Raw genomic sequence first — 22,747 nt, 5'->3', positions numbered from 1 at the left:
GCAAAGTTACGCCATTTGGGGCGCTTTTCCTCGTTTGGCTAAAAACCCAGCATTTGGATGGCCGCCACGGCGGCTTCCACGCCCTTGTTGCCGTGCTTGCCGCCGGCCCGGTCCCAGGCCTGCTCCAGGGTATTGGTCGTGACAAGTCCGAAAATAACCGGCTTGTTGAACTTCAGCCCCACCTGCGTGATGCCTTGCGCCACGGCGTGGCAAATGTAGTCGTCGTGCTTGGTTTCGCCCTGAATCACTACCCCAAGACAAATCACCGCGTCGATTTCCTCGTGCTGGGCCAGGAACTGGGCCCCCAAGGTCAGCTCGAAGCTGCCGGGCACGGCGTTGCGGAAGATGTTCTCGGCCTTGGCGCCGTGCTTGAGCAGCGTCTCGTGAGCACCTGCGCCCAGGATGTCGGTTATCTCGCGGTTCCAGTCGGCCACCACCAGCCCAAACCGCTTTTCGCTGATGTCAATAAAGGTGGAAGCGTCATAGTCGCTCAGGTTTTGCAAAGCAGTTGCCATGTCGTGTCGTTGTTCTGGGTAATAGATTTTTTGGTTCGTCCGTGCCTAAAAAAGGCCGGCCATCCCAAAGGTTTGGCGCCACTCAATAAAAAAATTGCGCTTCCCCACCCGTGAGGAAGCGCAATTCGGTGCTTTTCATTCGGGCTCAGCAGGAGCCTACTTGTCCAGCTTGGCTTTGTACTGGCGGGCTTCGGCTACTTCCTGGGCCGTGGGGTACTCGGTAATGATGCGGTCGTAAGCCTTAACGGCACCGTCGTTATCACCAGCAATTTCACGAGCGGTGCCTTCCTTCAGCAGGTAGCCGGGCGAGAAGTACTCGTTGGCGTTATGGTCGGCGGCTTTGGCGTAGAGGTCGGCGGCTTCTTTGGGCTTGTTCAGCTCCAGCTGGGCATCACCCATCAGTGCGTAAGCGCGGCTCTGCACCAGATAGTCGTCGGAGCTGAAATCCTCTAAATAGTCGAGGGCTTCCTTGAACTTGCCCTGCTTCAGCGAAGCCACCCCGGCATAGAAATTGGCCAGGTTGCCGGCTTTGGTGCTGCCATACTCGTTGGCTACGGTCACCAGGCCGGGTGCTTTGCCATCGCCTTTCACGGCTTTGCTCAGCGAATCGGTTTCCCAGTTGCTCACCGCCCGGAACATCATGGCCTGCGCCTTGTCGTCCTGCTGGTTGCGCCAAGTGTAGTAGCCGAAGCCGCCCACCACCGCCAGCACTACTACGGCCAGAATGGTCAGCAGCACGTTGCGATTGTTGCGCACGAAGTCTTCCGACTCGGCCAATCGGGCCGCCAAGGCGTCCGGGTCTTCCAGCAGCGGGTTTTCGGGGGCAAGGTTCTCGGCCGGCGCCAGCGGGTCCACCGGCACGTTCTGGGTTACTTGCTGCCCCTGGCGGCCCTGCTGGGCCTGCTGGCTTTTGCCAGTGTAAGGAATCTTCGACATATAAGAGAAGCTGCTAGCTATTAGCTCTCAGCTGCTAGCCTTTTATTTAAAATCAGAATGGTCGGAATCCGTCAAAGTTAACAGCTAATTGCCAGTAGCCGACAGATTTGCCCGTTTAGTCGTGAATGTAGGGATAGTCGGCCTGCACGTATACGTCCTTATAGAGCTCATCCGGCGTGGGGAAAGGCGAAGTCTCAGCAAAGTCAACCGACTCCTGCACCTGGCCTTTAATTTTCTCATCAATGGCTTCGAGGTCGGCCTCCGTGGCCATGTTCTGGCTCAGGATGGTGTGCCGTACGCCCTCAATGGCGTCGCGGTGGCGGTAGTCTTCCAGTTCTTCTTTGGTGCGGTACTTGGCCGGGTCGCTCATCGAGTGGCCCTTGTAGCGGTAGGTCTTGAACTCGAGCAGCGTGGGGCCTTCGCCGGCACGGGCGCGCTCGGCGGCACGGGCCACGGCCGCGTGCACGTCTTCCACGCGCATGCCGTTCACCGGCTCCGAGGGCATGTCGTAGCTCAAACCAATCTTGTAGAGGTCGGTCACGTTCGAGGTGCGCTGCACCGACGTGCCCATGGCGTAGCCGTTGTTTTCAATCACGAAGATGACCGGCAGCTTCCATAGCATGGCCATGTTGAAGGCTTCGTGCAGGGCGCCCTGGCGCACGGCGCCGTCGCCCATGTAGCAAATGCAAAGCTTGCCCGTCTTGTTATACTTCTCAGCGAAGGCAATGCCCGCGCCCATCGGCACCTGGCCGCCCACGATGCCGTGGCCGCCCATGAAACCCACTTCCTTGTCGAACATGTGCATCGAGCCGCCCTTGCCTTTCGAGCAACCGGTGGCTTTGGCAAACAGCTCGGCCATCACGGCATTGGGCGAGGTGCCTAGCGCCAGCGGGTGGGCGTGGTCGCGGTAAGCGGTAATGTACTTATCACCCTTTTCCAGCGCCGATACCGCGCCTGCCACGCAGGCCTCCTGGCCGATGTAGAGGTGGCAGAAGCCTTTGATTTTTTGCTGGCCGTAGAGCTGGCCGGCCTTGTCCTCAAACTTGCGCATGAGCTGCATCTGCTCGTACCACTGCAAGTAGGTTTCCTTCGGGAAGTTGGTCCCGGCTTTCGCCTGCTTGGAAAGGTCCGTGCCCGATGCGGCCAGGGTCGGCGCATCGGTGCCCGGCATCACCGGGTCGGGCTGGGCTTTGGTGGAAGCGGCTTTGCTGTTGCCTTTGGCTGCTGTGCCATTGGTTGCCGTCGTTTTCTTAGAAGCAGCTTTTACTTTCGTATCCGCCATAGCACGTTTGAGGAAAAGAATATTTCGCGTTGGGAGGGCGAAATTACGTAAAAGAGCTGGCAATACCGAACCTTATGACCCTCGATTCCCTGCAGTTGCTCTTTTTTAAGAACTACGACGACGCGGCCCTGCGCCTCTCCCCCGGCCTCAATTGCTTCATTGGTGACAATGGTAGCGGGAAAACCAACCTCCTAGACGCCATTCACTATTTGTCGCTGACTAAGAGTGCAATAACCTCTTCAGATGCCCTCTGCATCAAGCAAGGTGCTGATTTCTTTGTAGTTAAGGGTGTTTTTTCATCTGAACTACCCACCAGCCCCGAAACTATTCAGGTGAGTTTGCGCCAGGGCCAGAAAAAGACGCTTACGCACAATAAGCAAGCCTATGAGCGCATGGCCGACCACATTGGCCGTTACCCTGCAGTCCTCATTTCACCCTACGATACCGACCTCATTCGGCAAGGCAGTGAGGAGCGCCGCAAGTATTTCGACAGCCTCATGGCTCAGCTCGACCACGAGTTCCTCGAAATGCTCATTGCTTACAATGCCCTGCTCCGTCAGCGCAACGCTGTCCTCAAGCAAGGTGACCGGCCCTCCCATGGCTTCGACCGCGACTACCTGCTGGCTCTCGATGAGCAGTTGGCACCCCTGGGCCAGCAGCTTACGCAACTCCGTGAAGCTTTCCTGGCCGAGTATGTGCCCATCTTCCAGCGCCACTACCAGCAGTTGGCAGATGGCCGAGAAGTTGTCACGCTCACTTATAAGAGCCAGTTGCTAGGGGCCGACTTTGGGCAACTGCTCCGGCAAAACGAGCGACGGGACTTCGTGCTGCAACGCAGCACTACTGGTTCGCACCGCGACGATTTCGTTTTCCTTATGGAAGACATGCCGGTAAAAAGTCACGCTTCCCAAGGCCAGCAAAAGTCATTTGCTATTGCCCTCAAGCTGGCGCAGTTTGAGATGCTCGCCGCCAAGCAACAACACAAGCCCCTGCTTCTGCTCGACGACATCTTTGACCGCCTCGATGACAAGCGCATTGCCCGCTTACTGGAGCTCGTGGCCGACGAGACGTTTGGCCAGGTTTTCCTTACCGACACCAATCTTGAACGCACCGACCAAGCCCTGGCACGCGTCACTATTCCCATCCTGCGCTTCCGCGTTCAGCAGGGCACTGTTGCGCCAGTCTAGCTTGCCGACGGTACCTTTGTGGCCGCCCGAAAGCATGCAAAATAGCGCTTTCGGTTTGCCCCCACAGCTCAGTGAAAAAGCCCTCCTCTCCTTCTCGTTCCGGTGACATCTCCCTCAAGGAAGGAATCGAAGCGTTGGTCAAAGCCTACCGCTTGCAGGGCAAGCTCAACGAGGTAACGGTAGTGTCGAGCTGGGAACGAGTGATGGGAAAGGCCGTCGCGTTAAAAACCAAGGAGGTTTATGTTAACCAGGGTCGGCTCTTTGTTCGGCTCACCTCCGCCCCTCTTAAGCACGAACTCCTCATGGCGAAAACCCGGGTAGCAGAGCTCATCAATGCCGAGGTTGGGGAGACGGTTATTAAGGAAGTAATCTTCCTTTGAGCGAACCGATTTTCGCCTGCTGACTTCCATTATTCCGTCACTCCTTTCGGCTACAATGGTGCGTCTGCAATCCCAATATACAGGTGGGCATTTAGGCTGTTTTTTCTAGACCTTGGTTTTGATACCTAAGCGGGCACGTATTGGCATTTCTATTTCACATTTCGTGGCTAGAGAGCCGACGAACAAAAATGTTTCACGTGGAACATTTTTGTCACTTTGGCCCGTACACTTTCAGCAAAAGCTCGTTGTATGCCTCCAGCAGCGCGATATACTTTGCTTGAAGTATTAAAAGCTGCTTGGATGGGTCAGAATCAACAGATTGTATCTGCGCCACACGAGGTGTAACATTGTTTGTAACACTATTTGTAACAGATGATTTTTGTACAGGCGTTACAAATGACAAAGCAGACTGTTGAACAGATGTAAAGTCATTTGAAAAATCGTGATTAATTATATCACCAATTCTTTTTACGAAACTGTAATCAACTGTTTCCTCTTTGAATTTACGGTAAATAGTAGGACGTGTAATTCCCATCTCATCCACGATACGCGTGATGGAAATACCGCTGTTTTTGATGGCATCCTGCAGGATTTCGCCTTGATGTGGCATATTTAGGGTGTTGCGTAACGCTTGTGCAAATATGTAATACGTAATTCAATTAAACAAACTTGTTTCATAATAAAAGTTACGTTTAGAATGTAAAATGAACAAAATTACAACGCACCTTACACATTGAAACGAGCATTACAGTGTAATTAATTTTGTTACAATACAAAAATGTGTTACACCAAAAATGATACACTCTATACAAATAGCTGTTTAAATAAAGGGTCAGAATACAGGCTGCTGGTGGTACGCAACTCTTTTTATACTGGCAATGCGGCAAAAAGCTGAAGCGCACGGTTTGGGTAATCGGTAGTGATACCATCGACGCGCAGTTCAAGCATTGTACACATATCTGAAATCTCATTCACGGTCCAGGGTACCAGCCGTAAATGGGAGAAATTCTTGCGTAACAGCCGAACAGCTTCTGCTGTGACAGAGGTAAAATCCGGGCCGAAGGTGGTGGGCACAAATCCCAGTTCGTTGATGCTGGTAGTCCATGGGCGTTGGTCTTCGACTAAAAGACACGTCGATAAACCCGGGTTTTGCTGGTGAGCCAATTGTAGAATCCGTTGGTCGAAACAGAGCAGCGTAGTACGGGACATGACCCCGCCAGCGGAGAGGTCGGCAAGCACAAGCGACAGAAATACCTCGGGGGCCGGATGAAAGATGTTGTCTCCGCCGGGGCTGCTTTTTATCTCAATAGAATAGCCGACGGGCGGACGGCCCAGCTGCACTGCGGCAGCTTCGATGGAGCTGAGCACCTCACGCAGCAGCGGCTTGTAGCATGGCTGGGATACCTGTTGAGGAAAGCCGGGGTGCGGCCCGGAGCCGCAATCATATTGCCGAATGGCGGCGTAGTCGAGCTCAAACAGGTTGTGGAGCCGGGCACTACCGGGGGCAATGGGTTGCCCAGCGGAGTCGCGGCAAAAGAGTGGATTGAACCACGGCTCATGGGACACCACTACTTGATGGTCGGCAGAGATGACCACGTCCATTTCCAGTACATCAACGCCAAGTTCCAGGGCGTGTAGGAAGGCGGGCAAGGTATTTTCGGGACGGAGGCCACGACAGCCGCGGTGGCCGTGTATTTCGGGAGTTTTTAGCGGAGACATGGGTGAATGAGCGAATGGGCATTGTATGCTGCGGATGGATACGTTAATCGTCGCAAAGCCGCGGATTGCGGGTATTTTTGCAGCTCATCATTCACAGCGAAGCTTACATGAAAAGACTGTTAATACTCGTACTGCTATTGGCCTTGGTAGGGGGAGGATATTATTATTTCCAAAACTTGAAGAATGGGCCCAAGGGGGCGCTGGTATCGGCGGCGGCAGCCGTGCAAAGCCATGACATGGCAGCCTTTGAAAAGTATGTGGACGTGAGTAGCGTGACCGGCCACCTGGTGGATGACGTGGCCCAGCAGGGGGGGGCGCTGACGTCGCTGCTCCCAGGCGGCAGCTTGATGATGGGTGGCGCTATGCGCATGCTGAAGCCCGCACTGGCCAAGGCCGCCCGGCAGGAAGTACAGCGCTACGTAGAAACGGGTTCGTTGGAGGCGGCTGCGGCAGCCGCACCGAAGCGTTTGGTGAACATCTCGCTGACGGGGTTGGCCGGCCGAGTGGTGAGCCCGGAAAGCGAGTTTAAAGGCATCAAGTATACCCGCGAGGAGGGCGACAATGCCTTCGTGGGTTTGGAGGTGACTCAGCCCAAATACGACACCACCATGGTGGTGGAAGTGAAGATGCGCCGCCAAGGCGACCACTGGCAGATGACGCAGATTACGAACAGCGGTGAGTTGCTGCGGGGCGTGGCACAACTGGAGAAGAAAAGGCTGCTCAACCAATAGTTCTTTCCAGATGGTTTGAATCATCGATTCGTTTCCAAACAAAAAGCCCCGGCCGGATGGTCGGGGCTTTTTGTTTGGAAACGAATCGCAGGCATTACTTACGACCAGAGAAGAGGAAATAGATGATGGAACCACCAATGGGGAAGAACCAGATGACGACGCCCCAAATGAGTTTCTTGCCCAGGCTCCAGTCTTGCTTCAACAGGCTGATGACGGCCGCAATGGCGAGGATGAGGTAGATGACGCCGGCGATGGAAAGGCTGCCGTTGTCGTTGTAGCGGCTGCAGGAAGTGGCCAGCAGCATCAGCGGAAGCAACAGGGCCGTGAGGGGCAGGCGGGAAGCGAAGTGGCGAAGGGTGTTCATTGTGAGAGAAGGGAAAGTGAAAGAATGTACTTGCCCCATCATTACGCAACGTTCCTCAAATAGATATAAAAATCAAGATTTATGATTATAATTACTTGACAATCAGAATTTTGACTTAATAAACAAGGAGATTTGCTCAATAAAGGCGGGTCCGGCGGCCGGCATCAGGAGAAGAAATAGCACGACGCCATAGAGCGCGCCGTAGAAGTGGGCGTCGTGGTTCACGTTGTCGGCCCGGCGGCGGGCCATGTAGTAGGAATAGGCGAGGTAGAGGAAGCCAAACAAGAACGGCTGGATGGGAAAAGGAATGGGAAAGATGATGATGCCGCCGCCGTTGTTGTTGACTGGGAATAACAGGATGCTGGCAAACAGCACCGATGCCACGCCGCCCGAAGCGCCAAGGCTGCGGTAGCCCCGGTCGTCGCGGTGCTGGAAGTAGGAAGGCAAATCGGAGAGGATGATGCCGCCGAGGTAAAGCACCAGAAAAAGGCCAATGCCGGGCAACGGGCCGTAGCCTTCGACCAGCGCTCGGAGCACCACCGGGCCGAAGGAATAGAAGGCAAACATGTTGAACAGGAGGTGAGCCCAGTCGGCGTGCAGGAAGCCGGAGGTGAGCAGCCGGTACCACTGGCCCGAGGAACGCGCCATGAGGTAGGGCTGCATTATCCAGGAATCCATTAGCTCCTGTTTCGACCAGGCATAGACGGAAATGGCGACCGTGAGGCCGATAAGAATGAGGATGGGATTGAACACAGGGTATGGGATTGCAGCACAAGCTTTCGCCTATGCACGGTGAGGACGAGCACTGGCGAAAGCTTGTGCTACGAGTTAATAAAGGGCTTAGCTTTCGCGGTCCATGAGCTGGAGTGCGAGCTGATGCAGGGGCTGCTTACGCTCTTTTGGCGCGGCTACGCGCTCCAAATGCTGTAGCGCATCCTGGAAGTAGCCGTTGATAAGAACCTCCGACTGCGGACGAATTCCGAGTTCGTCGTAGATGGTGCGCACGGCTTGCACTTTGGCTTCGGCATCGGCCACAGGCTGGCCGATGTGCTGGGCCAGGATGGCTTGCTGGGCGGGGCTGGCCTGGGCCTGGGCGGATAGCAGGAGGAAAGTCTTCTTATCGGAGATGATGTCGCCGCCCACGCGCTTGCCGAAGGTCGCGGCGTCGCCATACACGTCGAGCAGGTCGTCGCGCAGTTGGAAGGCCAGGCCGATGTCGGTGCCGAACTGGCGCAGGTGCTCGGCATCGTCCTCCGAAGCGCCGGCCAGGCGGGCGCCCAGTTCCAGGCAGAAGCCGAGGAGGACGGCCGTTTTCAGGCGAATCATATCCAGGTATTGGGCAATGCTGACCTGGGGTTCGGTCTCGAAATTCATGTCCCACTGCTGGCCTTCGCAGACCTCGGCGGCCGTCTGGCTGAAGCGGGCGAGGATGCGCGGGAGCAGCTCCGGCTGCACCTCCAGGAACAGCTCGTAGGCCCTCACCAGCATCACGTCGCCGGAGAGGATGGCGACGTTGGGGTTCCACTTTTCGTGCACGGTGGCCTGGCCGCGGCGCAGGGGTGCCTGGTCCATCAGGTCGTCGTGGAGGAGGGTGAAGTTGTGAAAGACTTCGGTGGCCAGCGCAGGCTTGATGATGCCGCTGAGGTCGTCGGTGAAGAGGTGAGCGCCGAGCAGCGTGAGCAGCGGGCGGATGCGTTTGCCGCCCAGGCCCATGATGTAGCGGATGGGGGCGTAGAGGGTATCGGGCTGCTCACCGTAGCTGAGCTGCGCCAGGGCGGCGGTGATGTTAGCGGGGAAGTCGGCTGGGGTCATAGGTGGTGCAAAGAACGGGGGCATCTGTCATTGCGAGTGAAGCGCAGCGGACTGCGGCAATCCTTCCTTTCAATGCCAGATGCCTGATAAAGCGACAAGCCCCGACTCTGGTTAGAACCGGGGCTTGGTTGGATTTGAAAAAGCTACCAGATTTTACATCAATGCCGATTCGGCTTTGGTGCGAATTGAGGATATATGCCCGCAACTATGGCCGGGTTTTGCAAGGCCAGTTCAAAACTGGTGTGAGCAAAAGGGTCTTTTTCCGAATCAGGTCGGTTGGCTTCATTGCCCGTCGCAGCTCGCATAATTCCACCGAACACCCGGTCTCTTATTAACGCTGCATCGTCCGAAGAGAAGCCGAATGTAGAAATCAATTCGCTCTCGTTTTCATCATCGGGAGTGCCTTGAAGCGCCTGCTGAATCACAAAATCGGCTATGGCTTCCACTGTCTGATTTGGAGGAAGTGGAACCGTCATATCATCTGTCCACCCTTCTGGTATCTCGCTCATGTCAGAAGTTGTTGCTTGTTCAAAAGAATCACATCTCAATGTTGGTCGCATTGGGAGAACGGATTGCTGCGGTCCGCTGCGCTCCCCTCGCAATGACAGGCGACGGCTAGCGGCGCTTGCCGCCCTTGTGGCCACCCTTACTTCCACCCTTCCCGCCACTATGGTCGCGGTAGCCGCGAGGCTCGCTGCCGCGCTGCTTGCGCTCGTCGGCTTCGCGCTTTTTCACATGGTCGGGGCGGTCGTCGACCAGCTCGAAGTCGATGGTGCGGTCGAGCAGGTTGGCGGATTTTACGACCACCATCATCTCGTCGCCGAACTGGATGATGCGCTTGTTGCGGCGGCCCACGATGCGGTAGTTGTCCTTGTCGAGCTCGTACTCGTCGCCGGGAATGTCGCTGATGCGGACCATGCCCTCGCACTTGTTCTCCTCGATTTCGATGTACATGCCGCGCTCCGTCAGGCCCGACACCACGCCCTTGAAGACGTTGCCGATTTCATCGGCCATGAACTCGACCTGCTTGAATTTGATGCTGGCGCGCTCGGCGTTGGCCGCCAGTTTTTCGCGAGCCGAGGAGTGCTTGCACTCTTCTTCCACGGGCTCGACGGCCACGTTCTTGCCGCCGAGGAGGTAGTGCTCCAGTAGGCGGTGGGCCATCATGTCGGGGTAGCGGCGGATGGGCGAGGTGAAGTGCGAGTAATGGTCGAATGCTAGGCCGAAGTGGCCGAGCGGCTCGGTGGTGTAGATGGCCTTGCTCATGGTGCGAATGGCCAGGCCCTGCAGCACGTTTTGCTCGGGCTTGCCCATCACCTCGGAACTGAGGTTGTTGAGTTCGGTGCTGATTTTTTTCGGGTTTTCGAGCTTGAGCTTGTAGCCGAATTTCTGGGCGAAGAGGGCGAAGGTTTGGAGGCGTTCGGGCTCGGGTGCGTCGTGGGTGCGGTACACCATGGTGAAGCGCGGCTTGGTCTTTTTGAGGTTGAACACGAACTCGGCCACCTTGCGATTGGCCAGCAGCATGAACTCCTCAATCATCTTGTGGGCGTCCTTCCGCTCCTTCACATACACGCCGAGGGGCTTGCCGTTTTCGTCGAGCCGGAACTTCACCTCCTGGGTTTCGAAGGTGATGGCGCCCTGCTTGAAGCGCAGCGCACACAGCTTATGCGCGATGCCGTTCATCAGATTTATCTCCTCGGTGTAGTCGCCCTCCTTGCTTTCGATGCGCTCCTGGGCCTCCTCGTAGCTGAAGCGGCGGTCGGAGTGAATGATGGTTTTGCCGAACCACGACTCGTAGAGCTTGCCGTTTTCATCGAGCTCGAACACGGCCGAAAAGGTCAGCTTGTCCTCGTGCGGGCGCAGCGAGCAGAGGCCGTTCGAGAGGCGCTCGGGCAGCATCGGAATCACGCGGTCGACCAGGTAAACCGAGGTGGCGCGGTGCTTGCCCTCGCGCTCCAGTTCGGTGCCGGGGCGCACGTAGTGGGTGACGTCGGCGATGTGCACGCCGATTTCCCAATGGCCGTTTTCCAGCTTCTGAATGCTCAGGGCATCATCGAAATCCTTGGCGTCGGCGGGGTCGATGGTGAAGGTGGTAATGTTGCGGAAGTCGCGGCGGCGGGCAATTTCATCCTCCGCAATCACCTCGCTGATGCCTTCCGATTCCTCCTCCACTTCCGAGGGGAATTCGAAGGGCAAGCCGAACTCGGCCATGATGGCGTTTATCTCGGCCTCGTTGCCGCCGGCCGCGCCGAAGTTGCGGATGACCTCGCCCACCGGCTGCCGGCTGCTGTCCTCCGGAAACTCGTTGATGCGCACCAGCACCTTGTCGCCGTTGCGCGACTCGTGCAGCAAATGTGGCGGCACAAACACATCGAAATAGACCTTGCGGTTGTCGGGCTTCACGAAGCCGAGCGTGCCCTGAATCTGGATGCGGCCCACGATTTCGGGGCGCACGCGTTTGAGCACTTCTACCACGTCGCCCATCGGCCGGCCGTCGCGCGAGCCGCTGCGCAGGCGCACCCGCACCACGTCGCCCTGCAAGGCAAACTTGAGCTGGTCGGTGAACACGCGGATGTCGTCGTGCTCGCCCGTGCCCTCCGGCACCACGAAGGCGAAGTTGGGCGTGGCCAAATCGACGGTGCCGATGACGGTGTTCGACGGGGCGCGCTCGGGGCGGTCGTCGCCGTCCACGTAGTCGAAGCCGGCCGAGCGGCGGCGGTGCACAATGGGGTCCTGGCCGAACTCGGCCTGCACCGAACGGTTGCGGGGCGGGGCGATGGGCGAGTCGCCTTTTTTGGTTGATTTTTTGGCGCTGGACGGCATCAAGGCCGCTGCCACGGCGTCCGCATCGGCGAGGCGGTATTCGTCGTTTTGGAGCAGCGTAATGAGGCCGTTTTTGCGCAGCACCTTGATGTGGGCAAAAATCTCCTCGCGCTGGCCCTTGGTCGTGACGCCGAGGCGGCGCGAGAGCTGGCGATAGGCGAGGACTTTGGTGGGGTTGTCGGCGAAGACGCGCAGGACTTGGTCTTGGGTGATGGCCGCGGGTTCGGGCTTTTCGCGCTTGGCGCGGGGAGCCCGGGAGTTTTCGGGGGTATTCATTTGGGTAAAAAGTGGCCGCCGAAAAGTGGTTTGGTCGCAGGCGGCGAGAGCGGAAAAATGAGTGGCTGGCTGGGCCGCGCCGCTTCATGAAACGCGGGCCGGGCCGGGAGGTTGTAGCGTGGACTCTGCGAGTCCGCGCGGGGTTGGGATTGACGCAGTAGTTGCCAGAATCTGGAGCTTCGTCAGCGCTGCTTAAGTAGCGTCTGGCGGCGCAAGGTATTGAGGCAAGCGCGGAGTAGCGCGGACTTTTAGTCCGCGAGTCAGCAATGCTAGAACATAAAATTCCAGAAACTAACTCCGAGCCTGAGAGCACAAAGTGTCGTTTCGGCGCGGACTAAAAGTCCACGCTACAGCACGGCTTACGCCCGGCTAGCTACGGCGGCTTCGATGTCGGCCAGGCTGTCCTTTGGGATGGCGGCTAGCAGGCCTTGGGTGTATTCGTGTTGGGGAGCGGCGTAGATGGCCGCCGCCGGGCCGCTTTCCACGATGCGGCCCTGGTGCATGACCAGCAGCCGGTCGCTCATAAACCGGGCCACGGACAGGTCGTGCGTGATGAAAAGATAGGTGATGCCGAACTCGCGTTTGAGGTCGTTGAGCAGGTTCAGGACCTGCGCCTGTACCGAGACGTCGAGGGCCGAAACCGACTCGTCGCAGACAATCAATTTGGGCTGCAAGGCCAGCGCCCGGGCAATGCAGATGCGCTGCCGCTGCCCGCCGCTGAACTCGTGCGGGTAGCGCTGGAAATGCTCATCGCGCAGCCCCACGGTGCGCAGCAGCTCCAGCACTTTCGCCTTTTGCTGCTGGCGGGTGCCGCCCACGTTGTGCACCCGCATCGGCTCCCAGATGGCCTCGCCCACGGTCAGCATCGGGTTGAGGGCCGCGTAGGGGTCCTGGAACACCAGCTGCAAATCGCGCCGACGGCGGCGCAAGTCACCGCTCGACAGCTTCGCCAAATCGGTCCCTTCAAACAGGATGCTGCCCGCTGTTGGTTCCGTGAGGCGGAGCAGCGCACGGCCCAGCGTGGTCTTGCCGCAGCCCGACTCGCCCACGAGGCCGATGGTTTCGCCGGGGTAGAGCGTGAAGCTGACGTTGTCGACGGCCCGCACGTAATCGGTGGCGCGGCGGAAGAAGCCCTTGCGGAGCGGGAAGTAGACCTGGAGGTTCTGAACCTGGAGAAGAGGTTCCGAATCGTTGGGCGCGGCGGCCACGACGGGCGCGGCAACGGGCGCCGAAGTAAGCTCGGCAGGGCGTGGAACATCCCCCAAAACGCCATGTTCCACGGGGAACGTTTTGGCGGTTTCGATTTTATCGTGTAACTGCTGGGCCTCCACTTCGGGCGAAGATTCTGCAAGTGCCTCATCTGGCAGCGGAAGCACGGGCGCGGTCTGGGCCAAAAGTTGCCCGCTGGCGTCTTCCCGCATGAAATCGGCCACCACGGGGAGGCGTTTTTTGCCCACCGAGAGGCGCGGACGGCACGCCAAAAGGCCTTTTGTGTACGGATGTTGTGGATTTGAAAAAATATCCAGCACCCTCCCCTGTTCCACGACCTTGCCCCGGTACATGACCAGAATGCGGTCGGCAATTTCGGCCACCACGCCGAGGTCGTGGGTGATGAAGAGCACGGCGGTGTTGTGCTGCCGGCGCAGGTCGTCAATCAGGCGCAGCATGCGGGCCTGCACCGTCACGTCGAGGGCCGTGGTGGGCTCGTCGGCGATGAGCAGGGCCGGACGGCAGGCCATGGCCATGGCAATCATGACGCGCTGCTTCTGGCCGCCCGAGATTTCGTGCGGGTAGCTGCCGAAAATGGCTTCGGGGCGCGGAAGCTGGGCCTCGGTGAACAGCTCGATGGTGCGGGCCTTGGCGGCGGCTTCATTGAGGTCGGTGTGGAGGCGCAGGGCTTCCACCACTTGGCTGCCGCAGGTGTACACGGGGTTCAGCGAGGTCATCGGCTCCTGGAAAATCATGCCGATGTCATTGCCGCGCACCTGGCGCAGGTCGGTTTCGGAGAGCTTCAGCAGGTCGGTCTGGCCCAGCTTTTCGGACTGGAAGATGGCCTGGCCGCTGGCAATGCGGCCGGGCGGCATAGGAATCAGCCCCAGCAGCGCCAGCGACGTCACGGATTTGCCCGAGCCGGACTCGCCCACAATGGCCAGCGTTTCGCCCCGGTGCAGCTCAAACGACACGTTGTCCACGGCCCGCACGTCGCCGCGGTGGCTGGAGAAGTCAATGGTGAGGTTGGAAACGGTGAGCAGCGGGTTGGGCACGGGGCTAGAAATGATACTGGAATTGATTTAGTAGCTAGGCGTCTTTTTGATGCACAAGTATCGGTCACCAATCGAGTGGCCCTCAAAGTACGCCACTTTACCAGGCAGGAACGAGATAATAGTCGTGCTGCTACTGCCAACGATTTCACTCAGAGCCTCACCAATGGGCATCGTTTTCTGGTTGAATGGTTCGTAGGACGACAATACGTAGCACGTCGTCAGTTTGTATTCAGCAATAGCTTTCAGCACGAATGAAATCTCCTGCTGCTGATTGCCCTTGGGTAATTGCTCGCAATATCGTTCGTCTAGTTCGCGGTAAAGCGCATCCATGCCACGGACTAGGTTATCCTTTGGCTTGGCACGCGCAACATTATGCAGCCACTTGTCTCTGTAGCGCTTGGCAATAAATGACTCGATGAAGGCTTGTAGATGTTCCATAATAACGCGTAAAAGCTCAGCGAAGCGGTAGAGATGCTTCGACTTCGCTCAGCATGACCGTTCTACGATTACCGGCCAATACCCCGGCCTCTCCCCTACTACACCAGCTTCTCAGCATCGGCAGCGACTGGGGGCTGGGGCTCGTTGGGAGCGGCTGCGGGCTGCGATTCGTTGAAAAAGCGGCTTTGGTTGAGCAGAATCAAGGCGACGCCGATGAAGATGGACGAGTCGGCGATGTTGAAGATGGGAAAACCGTTGCTGTACGAGCCGCCGATGAGGGGCCAGGATTTGGGGAAATAACCCACGTACAGCGGCACGAAAATCATGTCGATGACCTGGCCGTAAAACCAGCGCGTGGGCGAGCCTACAGGGGCATTATTGTAGATAATTCCGTAAAAAATCGAGTCAATCAGGTTGCCGACCGCGCCGCCGAGGATGAGGGCCATGCAGGCGATGTAGCCGGCCGCCACGCGCTGGCGGCAGAGGCGAATAATGTAGTAAATCAGCCCGCCCACGGCCAGCATGCGGAAGCCGGTGAGCACCAGCTTGCCGTAAGGCGCGGGCAGTTCGGCCCCGAAGGCCATGCCGGGGTTCAGCGTGTAAGTGAGTTTGGCCCACTGGCCGAAAATCGGGATTTCGCCGGCCGAACCGAGCTGCATGTAGCTGTGCACCAAATACTTCGAGAGTTGGTCGATGGCGATGATGAACAGGGCCAGCAGGAAGAATTTAGCCGCAGAATGCTGGCGGGTGGTGAGCGTTGGGTGCATTTAGAAGGGTGCCCGGGGGCGGGATTGGCGGGCAAAAAGAACACAAAAGAACGTCATGCAGAGCGTAGCGAAGCATCTCGCGTGCCGAAGTAATCCATTCGATTGAGTTACTACCACACGCGAGATGCTTCGCTGCGCTCTGCATGACGTTCCTTTTCGTGCAAGGATGCGCCGCTACCCCAGGTTCTCCGAGTCAGGAGCTACCAGCGGCTCGCTGTGTTTCTCAGTCACAGCCACGGGCTCTTCCTGCTTGAAAAAACGGCTCTGATTGAGCAGAATCAACGCTACGCCGATGAAAATGGAGGAATCGGCGATGTTGAAAATGGGCCAGAGCGAGACGTACTTCCCTCCTAGCAGCGGCCAGTTTTGGGGCAGGAAGCCTTCGTAGATGTCGACGTAGAGCATGTCGATGACCTGGCCGTAGAACCAGCGCGTGGGCGAGCCAAACGGCGCGTTGTCGTAGATGACGCCGTAGAAAACCGAGTCAATCAGGTTGCCCACGGCGCCGCCGAGGATGAGGGCCATGCAGGCGATGTAGCCGCCGGCGGCGCGCTGCTTGCAGAGGCGGATAATGTAGTAGCTCAGGCCAAACACGGCCAGCAGACGAAACCCGCTGAGCACCAGCTTCCCATACGGCGCGGGCAGCTCGGCGCCGAAGGCCATGCCGGGGTTCAGCGTGTAGTGCAGCTTGGCCCAGTGGCCGATGAGCGGGATTTCGCCCGCCATGCCGGGCTGCATGTAGGTATGCACGGCCCACTTCGAGAGTTGGTCGATGGCAATGACGAACAGCGCCAGCAGGAAGAATTTAGCCGCGTTTTGCTGGCGAGTGGTGAGCGTTGGATGCATTCAGACGGGGCCAAAAGTGGCGGGAGCGACGGCCTGTTTTATTACCGTCCTTTTGTACCTTTTACAACTGATTGTCTGAGGTTTTGTACGACCAAAGACGAGCTTATTGAGTGTTTGTGCGGCCGAGGACTCGCCGGGGATTTCACCTCCCGGCGAGTCCTTCAGCATCAGCTAGTTGCGACTTCCAAATGCACCGGCACGGAGTAGTCATCAAATTCGAGCACCGAGCCGCCGTTCACATCGGCCGCGAAGTCGAGCGTGAGGGCTTGCGTTTCGGTGCGGATGTAGTCGCCGAACGCGGCCACGGCGGCCGTGAGCTCGGGCTGTGCATCTGCCAAAGTGACGCGGATTTTGTCCTGCACTTCCAGGCCCGAGTCTTTGCGCAGGTTCTGGAGGCGGTTCACCAGCTCGCGGGCGAGGCCTTCCTGGCGCAGCTCGTCGGTCAGGGTCACGTCGAGGGCCACGGTGAGGGGGCCGTCGGTGGCCACGAGCCAGCCGGGCAGGTCGTCGGTGCGGATTTCCACATCGTCGGGGGCCAGGGTGATGGGCTGGCCATCGACCTCCACGGCGAGGCTTCCCTCCTTCTCCAGCTTCGAGATTTCGGCCGCCGTCATCTGCTGAATGCGGGCGCCCACGGCCTTCAGGCGCGGGCCGTATTGCTGGCCGAGACGCTTGAAATTGGGCTTCACCGACTTCACCAGCACGCCGCTTTCGCTCTCGTCGTCGAGAAATTCGATGTGCTTCACGTTGATTTCGGCGCAAATCAGGTCCTCCACGAGGCCGACTTGCTCCTTGGTCGAGTCGTTCAGCACCGGCACCAGGATGCGCTGCAGGGGCTGGCGCACCTTCAGCACCGACTTTTTGCGCAGCGAGTGGGCCAGCGAGCTGATGCGCTGGGCCAGCTCCATGCGCTCCTCCAGCTTCGGGTCGATGCGGGCCGTGTCGGCTTCCACCAGCAGCGTGAGGTGCACCGATTCGGGAGCCAGGGGCGTGTTTTTGGCCACGGCCTCGGCGCGCATGCCGTCGGTCATGTTCTTATACAGCCACTCGCCGAAGAAGGGCGCGATGGGCGACATCAGCTGCGCCACCACCACCAGGCATTCCTGCAGGGTCTCGAAGGCAGCGCGCTTATCCTGAGTGAGTTCGCCTTTCCAGAAACGGCGGCGCGAGAGGCGCACGTACCAGTTCGAGAGCTGGTCGGTCACGAAATCCTGGATGGCGCGGGCGGCCTTCGTGGGGTCGTAATTGTCGAGGTGCCCGCGCGCTTCCACAATCAGCGACTGCAATTTGCTCAGCACCCAGCGGTCCAGCTCGCTCAATTCGGCGTGCGGCACGCGGTCGAATTCGCTGGTCTGAAACTCGTCCAGATTCGCGTAAAGCGCATAGAACGAGTACGTATTGAAGAGCGTGCCGAAGAAGCGGCGCTGCACTTCGGTCACTCCTGCCGGGTCAAACTTGAGGTTGTCCCACGGTGGCGCGTTGGCGATGAGGTACCAGCGGGTGGCATCTGGGCCGAACTGCTTGATGGTGGCAAACGGGTCGACCGCGTTGCCGAGGCGCTTGCTCATCTTCTGGCCGTCTTTGGCGAGCACCAAGCCGTTGGCAATCACGTTTTTGAAGGCCACCGAATCTTCCAGCATCACGGCCAGGGCGTGCAGCGTGAAGAACCAGCCGCGCGTTTGGTCTACGCCTTCGGCAATGAAATCGGCGGGGAAATTCTTGTGGAATTGGCCCTCGTTTTCAAGCGGATAGTGCCACTGCGCGTAGGGCATGGCGCCGCTGTCGAACCACACGTCGATGAGGTCGGGCTCGCGGTACATGGGCTGGCCGGTGGGCGAGACAAGGAAAATATCGTCGACGTAGGGCCGGTGCAGGTCCACTTTTTCGCCGTTGGCGTAGGGGTTGTGGGTCATGATTTCGGCCGCCACGGCCTTGTCAATCTCCGCCTTCAGCTCGGCGATGCTGCCGATGCAGATTTCCTCCGTGCGGTCCTGGGTGCGCCAGATGGGCAGCGGCGTGCCCCAGTAGCGCGAGCGGCTTAAGTTCCAGTCTACCAGGTTCTCCAGCCAGTTGCCGAAGCGGCCGGTGCCGGTGCTTTCGGGCTTCCAGTTGATGGTTTTGTTGAGCTCGATGAGCCGGTCCTTCACCGCCGTGGTCTTGATGAACCAGGAATCGAGCGGGTAGTAGAGCACGGGCTTGTCGGTGCGCCAGCAGTGCGGGTAGGTGTGCTCGTACTTCTCCACTTTGAAGGCCGTGCCGTCGCCCTTCATCTTGATAACGATGCTCTCGTCCAGCGTTTTATAGTCGGCGCCGGTTTCGTCGTGGCCGTCGTAGTTTTTCACCCAGCGGCCCGCAAATTCGCCCATTTGGGGCACGTAGCGGCCCGTCCGGTCCACGATGGGGCCGAGCGTGCCTTCGGCATCCGGCACCATCAGCGCCGGGATGTCGGCCAGCTGCGCGGCCCGGAAGTCATCGGCGCCAAACGTGGGCGAGATGTGCACGATGCCCGTGCCGTCCTCCGTGGTCACGAAATCGCCATTGATGACGCGGAAAGCCCGCTCCTCGCCTTCAAACGGCGTGAAATCGAACAGCCGCTCGTACTTGATGTCGATGAGGTCAGCGCCGGTGAATTCGGCAACAACCTCCCACCAGATAAGCAGACCTTTTTTGTCTGTTTGACCCATCGGCCCACTGGTTACGATAGGGCCTTTGCTACCAGCTGTAATCTGGTCAAGTGGCATAACCGCACTGAAGTATTTACTCAGCAGCGCCTTCGCCAATACCACCCGAACTGGCAGGTTAGTGTATTGATTGTAAGTATCAACAACAACGTAGGGAATATTCTTGCCTACTGCTAATCCAGTATTAGCGGGCAGAGTCCAAGGCGTAGTTGTCCAAGCTAGGATGTAAACACCTGTTGAGCCAATTCCAGTGGTATCGGTCTTGGTTGTGGTGCCATCGGCATTTCTAACTTCATAGCTGCCCATTGGAACTTCAGCCCCAATAGGTTCAGTGATTCCGGCAAAAAGCTTCTCCGACTTCTCATCCCGCTTCACCTTGAACTGCGCCACCACAGTCGTGTCCTTCACGTCCTTGTAGGTGCCAGGCTGGTTCAGCTCGTGCGACGAGAGGCCGGTGCCAGCGGCCGGCGAGTACGGCTGGATGGTGTATCCCTTGTAGAGCAAGCCTTTGTCGTAGAGCTTCTTGAGCAGCGCCCAGCAGCTTTCGATGTACTCCGGCTCGAAGGTCACGTAGGGGTCGTTGAGGTCGACCCAGTAGCCCATTTTCTCGGTCAGGTCGTCCCACTGCGCCTTGAAGCGCATGACGGTTTCCTTGCAGCGCTGGTTGTAGTCCTCCACGCTGATTTTCTTGCCGATGTCCTCCTTCGTGATGCCCAGCTCCTTCTCCACCTGCAGCTCGATGGGCAGGCCGTGGGTGTCCCAGCCGCCTTTGCGGGGCACTTGCTTGCCCAGCAGCGTCTGATAGCGGCCGAAAATGTCCTTCACCGTGCGCGCCATCACGTGGTGGATGCCGGGCGCGCCGTTGGCCGACGGGGGGCCTTCGTAAAACACGAACGTGGGCTGGCCTTCCCGGCTGCTCACGCTCTTTTCAAAGATGCCGTGCTCCTTCCACCAAGCGAGGATGTCCTCGCCGAGCTGGCCGTAGTTGAGCGGCTGCTTGTATTCGGGGTATTTCATGAATTGGGTTATTATCAATTCTTTAGAACGTCATGCTGAGCGTAGCCGAAGCATCTCTACCGCAATAGTAAACCCACTCGTCGGGATTAGTTGCGCGGTAGAGATGCTTCGGCTCCGCTCAGCATGACGTTCCTTATTTGACGTTCTTTAGGAGTCCGCTAGTTGAGTTAAATCGAGTAATCGCCTTCGTAGTCAGAGGCTTTGTGCATTTCTTTCAGGTTCAGGTCGGCATCATCGTCCTCCTCGTGATACGACTCGTCGTAGTGGCGGATGAGGGCGTTGGTATCCGTGTCGCCCTTGCCGTGCTCAAATGTCACGAGCAGCGAAGGCAGCAGTATCAGGTTGGAGAAGTTGGTTATCAACAGCGACGCCGACATTAGCATTCCCAGTGCCTTGGTACCGCCAAATTCGCTGAAGGCGAAGATGCTGAAACCCACGAACAACACGATGCTCGTGTATATCATGCTAGTACCCGCCTCGCTCAGCGTCACGGATACGGCTTCGCGCACCCGGCCGCCGTTCAGCGCCATTTCCTGGCGGAATTTGGCCAGCAGATGGATGGAGTTATCCCCATCAATCCCCAGCGCAATCACGAAAATCAGGGCCGTGCTGGGCTTGAGCGCGATGTTGAAATAGCCCATGATGCCGGCCGTGAGAATCAGCGTGACAGCATTGGGGATAAGCGCAAAAAGCACCGTTTTGAACGAACGGAACAGGATGAGTACCACCAGACCCACCAACCCGAAGGCCATAAAAAGGCTGTCGCGAAGGGTGTGAATGACGTATTCGTTGCCCTTGGTGAAGATAATGGTCGTGCCCGTGGGGCGAATGTCCATGCCCGTGCCTTTGAAGATGCGATTCATCTCCGGGATGATTTTCGTGTTCATCAGCGTGTCCAGGTTCTGGGAGCCGATGTCAGCGATTTTCAGGCTGATACGGGCCTTCTGGCTGGTGCTGTCCATGAAGGAATGTAGCAGCTTGCTGTTCATGCCCGCCCCGCCAGCGGAGCCGCCCGAGTTAGCCAAGGCACTCAGAATGAAGTTCTTTTCCGAATTATCGGGCAGGCGGTAAAACGACGGGTTGCCGTTGTAGAATGCCTGAGTGCTGGCCTTGAGGAAGGTAACGAGGCTGACGGGCGGCGACAGTTCCGGCTGCGTCCGCAGGTACTTCTCGAACTGGTCGATTTTCTCCAGGTTTTTCAGTTTGAATAGGCCCTTTTTCTTGTGGGTATCAACTTCGAATTCCAGCGGCATTACGCCGTTGAAGTGGCTTTCGAAAAAGGCCAGGTCGGAGTTTACGGAGCTTTTCTTGGGCAAGTCATCCACCATGTACGACACGGCTTCGATGCGCGAGATGCCGATGGCGGCGCCCGCTACCAGCACCAACGCGGCGATATAGACGGTGGGCCGACGGTCGAGCACGAGGTGGTCGAAGAACTCCAGCAGCTTGGTGAGGGGCGCGGCATCAAGGTGCTCCAGCTGCTTGGGCGTGGGTGGCGGCAGGTAGGTGAAGGCGGCCGGAATCAGGATGAAGCTGATGATGAAGGCCGCAAAAATGTTAATAGTCGCTACCAGACCAAACTGGTAGAGAATGGCGATATCCGTGAAGGCAAACACGATGAAGCCCACTGCGGTGGTCGTGTTGTTCATCAAAGTCACGAGGCCGATTTTGCGGATGACCCGCGTCATGGCCAGCATCTGATTGCCCGATTTTCGGTAGTCGTAGTGGTAGCGCGAGAGCAGGTAGGTGCAGTTCGGAATGCCGATGACGATAATGATGCTAGGAATCAGACCAGTCAACAAGTTGATTTTAAAGCCCAGCAGCACAATCGAGCCGATGCACCAGATAACGGTAACGCCCACCACAATGAGCGGAAATACCACCGCCGACCACGTCCGGAAGAACACCAGCAGCGTAATCCCGGTCACAATCATGGCCAAGATGGTGAAGAATTTCATCTCCCCGGCCACCTTGCTCGTCATCGTGGAGCGCACGTAGGGCAGGCCGGCGTAGTGCAGCTTAATGCTCGTTTTCTTCTCAAACTGCGCCGCAAAGCCCAGAATGTTGTTCATCACCGCCTGCCTCTTCGATGAATTCAGGAATTTCGGGTCCATCGTGAGGGCCAGCAGCGTAGCCCCAGTATTCGGGCTGATGAGCTGGCCTTTGTAAAACTCCACGCTGTTTACCACGCGCATCAGGCTGTCGAGTTCTTTTTGGCTGCGCGGTGGGTTCTTGAAAATGGGAGCCGCTTTAAAGCTGTTGCTGGCCGTGTCCTTCGTGATGTTGAGTAGCTTGCTCACGCTGAGCACGCCGTTCACGCCCTGCACTTTGGCCAGGGTATCGGTCAGCTGCCGGAACTCGTTGAAATTACCCAGCTTGTAGATGGAGCTGTCCTGCAGGCCGATAACCAGCACGTTGCCGTCTTCCCCGAAGGTCCGCTTGAACTGCTTGAAATAGAGCATGTCCGGGTCCTTCTCGCTCACCACCTGGGCGAAGTCGTAGGTCATTTCCACGTCCTTGGCTTTGTAGGCCATGAAGACGGTGATGACGGCTAGTATTGCGACCAGCGAGAGACGGAAACGGATGATGAAGACGGCGAGCTTTTCCCACATAAAATCCTGCTTAAGAGGCAAAGTTACGCAAGGGCGGCGCGGGCGCGGATTTACAAAAAAACCTCCCGGCGCTGGCCGGGAGGTTTTTCACTTTTCT

The 22,747-nt window shown here is 57.9% G+C and carries 19 protein-coding genes; 3 read left to right on the top strand and 16 right to left on the bottom strand.

Annotated elements, in window-relative coordinates; translation table 11 throughout:
• Nucleotides 1–38: 38 nt before the first annotated feature.
• From ribH to pdhA, 3 genes are all read right to left on the bottom strand, one after another.
• Entirely contained in the window at nucleotides 39–515 is a 477-nt protein-coding gene (gene ribH, locus Q4S41_RS04675) for a 6,7-dimethyl-8-ribityllumazine synthase (protein ID WP_305029950.1), read from the bottom strand.
• Nucleotides 516–671: 156 nt separating this feature from the next.
• Nucleotides 672–1,451 carry a tetratricopeptide repeat protein gene (locus tag Q4S41_RS04670; protein ID WP_305029949.1) on the bottom strand — a complete coding sequence of 260 codons (780 nt, stop codon included), beginning with the start codon at nucleotides 1,449–1,451 and terminating at the stop codon, nucleotides 672–674.
• A gap of 115 nt (nucleotides 1,452–1,566) precedes the next feature.
• Nucleotides 1,567–2,733 (bottom strand): pyruvate dehydrogenase (acetyl-transferring) E1 component subunit alpha, encoded by a 1,167-nt coding sequence (gene pdhA / locus Q4S41_RS04665; protein WP_305029948.1) that lies wholly within the window; start codon nucleotides 2,731–2,733, stop codon nucleotides 1,567–1,569.
• A gap of 74 nt (nucleotides 2,734–2,807) precedes the next feature.
• Here pdhA and recF point away from each other — a divergent pair, with 74 nt between their 5' ends.
• Entirely contained in the window at nucleotides 2,808–3,920 is a 1,113-nt protein-coding gene (gene recF / locus Q4S41_RS04660) for a DNA replication/repair protein RecF (RefSeq protein WP_305029947.1), read from the top strand.
• Between the two features lie 71 nt (nucleotides 3,921–3,991).
• On the top strand, nucleotides 3,992–4,300 hold the full coding sequence (locus Q4S41_RS04655; protein WP_305029946.1) for a DUF721 domain-containing protein: 309 nt from the start codon (nucleotides 3,992–3,994) through the stop codon (nucleotides 4,298–4,300).
• 211 nt (nucleotides 4,301–4,511) lie between these two features.
• Here the strand turns inward: Q4S41_RS04655 and Q4S41_RS04650 are convergent, their stop codons facing one another.
• Together Q4S41_RS04650 and Q4S41_RS04645 are read right to left on the bottom strand one after the other, a co-directional pair.
• Complete coding sequence (locus tag Q4S41_RS04650; protein ID WP_305029945.1) at nucleotides 4,512–4,910, bottom strand: helix-turn-helix domain-containing protein; 399 nt, start codon at nucleotides 4,908–4,910, stop codon at nucleotides 4,512–4,514.
• Nucleotides 4,911–5,167: 257 nt separating this feature from the next.
• Complete coding sequence (locus tag Q4S41_RS04645; protein ID WP_305029944.1) at nucleotides 5,168–6,019, bottom strand: glycerophosphodiester phosphodiesterase family protein; 852 nt, start codon at nucleotides 6,017–6,019, stop codon at nucleotides 5,168–5,170.
• 107 nt (nucleotides 6,020–6,126) lie between these two features.
• Between Q4S41_RS04645 and Q4S41_RS04640 the strand changes: the two genes are divergently transcribed.
• Nucleotides 6,127–6,750, top strand: coding sequence for a hypothetical protein (locus tag Q4S41_RS04640; protein WP_305029943.1), 624 nt, complete (start codon nucleotides 6,127–6,129; stop codon nucleotides 6,748–6,750).
• Between the two features lie 94 nt (nucleotides 6,751–6,844).
• Here the strand turns inward: Q4S41_RS04640 and Q4S41_RS04635 are convergent, their stop codons facing one another.
• The 11 genes from Q4S41_RS04635 to Q4S41_RS04585 all read right to left on the bottom strand — a co-directional run bounded on the left by Q4S41_RS04635 (nucleotide 6,845) and on the right by Q4S41_RS04585 (nucleotide 22,650).
• Complete coding sequence (locus Q4S41_RS04635; protein WP_305029942.1) at nucleotides 6,845–7,114, bottom strand: PLD nuclease N-terminal domain-containing protein; 270 nt, start codon at nucleotides 7,112–7,114, stop codon at nucleotides 6,845–6,847.
• Between the two features lie 102 nt (nucleotides 7,115–7,216).
• Nucleotides 7,217–7,867 (bottom strand): rhomboid family intramembrane serine protease, encoded by a 651-nt coding sequence (locus Q4S41_RS04630; protein ID WP_305029941.1) that lies wholly within the window; start codon nucleotides 7,865–7,867, stop codon nucleotides 7,217–7,219.
• 87 nt (nucleotides 7,868–7,954) lie between these two features.
• Complete coding sequence (locus Q4S41_RS04625; RefSeq protein WP_305029940.1) at nucleotides 7,955–8,926, bottom strand: polyprenyl synthetase family protein; 972 nt, start codon at nucleotides 8,924–8,926, stop codon at nucleotides 7,955–7,957.
• Nucleotides 8,927–9,084: 158 nt separating this feature from the next.
• The gene (locus Q4S41_RS04620; RefSeq protein ID WP_305029939.1) at nucleotides 9,085–9,486 is read right to left on the bottom strand and encodes a hypothetical protein; all 402 of its coding nucleotides are present in this window, start codon (nucleotides 9,484–9,486) and stop codon (nucleotides 9,085–9,087) included.
• Nucleotides 9,487–9,541: 55 nt separating this feature from the next.
• On the bottom strand, nucleotides 9,542–12,025 hold the full coding sequence (gene rnr / locus Q4S41_RS04615) for a ribonuclease R (protein WP_305029938.1): 2,484 nt from the start codon (nucleotides 12,023–12,025) through the stop codon (nucleotides 9,542–9,544).
• A 359-nt stretch (nucleotides 12,026–12,384) separates the two neighbouring features.
• Entirely contained in the window at nucleotides 12,385–14,289 is a 1,905-nt protein-coding gene (locus Q4S41_RS04610) for an ABC transporter ATP-binding protein (protein ID WP_305029937.1), read from the bottom strand.
• A gap of 27 nt (nucleotides 14,290–14,316) precedes the next feature.
• Nucleotides 14,317–14,727 carry a hypothetical protein gene (locus Q4S41_RS04605; protein ID WP_305029936.1) on the bottom strand — a complete coding sequence of 137 codons (411 nt, stop codon included), beginning with the start codon at nucleotides 14,725–14,727 and terminating at the stop codon, nucleotides 14,317–14,319.
• 98 nt (nucleotides 14,728–14,825) lie between these two features.
• Complete coding sequence (locus tag Q4S41_RS04600) at nucleotides 14,826–15,494, bottom strand: lipoprotein signal peptidase (protein WP_305029935.1); 669 nt, start codon at nucleotides 15,492–15,494, stop codon at nucleotides 14,826–14,828.
• A gap of 174 nt (nucleotides 15,495–15,668) precedes the next feature.
• Entirely contained in the window at nucleotides 15,669–16,340 is a 672-nt protein-coding gene (locus Q4S41_RS04595; RefSeq protein ID WP_305029934.1) for a lipoprotein signal peptidase, read from the bottom strand.
• A 167-nt stretch (nucleotides 16,341–16,507) separates the two neighbouring features.
• Entirely contained in the window at nucleotides 16,508–20,038 is a 3,531-nt protein-coding gene (gene ileS, locus Q4S41_RS04590) for an isoleucine--tRNA ligase (protein ID WP_305029933.1), read from the bottom strand.
• 167 nt (nucleotides 20,039–20,205) lie between these two features.
• Entirely contained in the window at nucleotides 20,206–22,650 is a 2,445-nt protein-coding gene (locus Q4S41_RS04585) for an efflux RND transporter permease subunit (protein ID WP_305029932.1), read from the bottom strand.
• Nucleotides 22,651–22,747: the final 97 nt, after the last annotated feature.

This window comes from Hymenobacter convexus (assembly GCF_030580955.1).
GTDB lineage: Bacteria > Bacteroidota > Bacteroidia > Cytophagales > Hymenobacteraceae > Hymenobacter.
The sequence above is the reverse complement of the archived record's forward strand: the minus strand, read 5'-3'. Positions and strand labels throughout refer to the sequence as shown.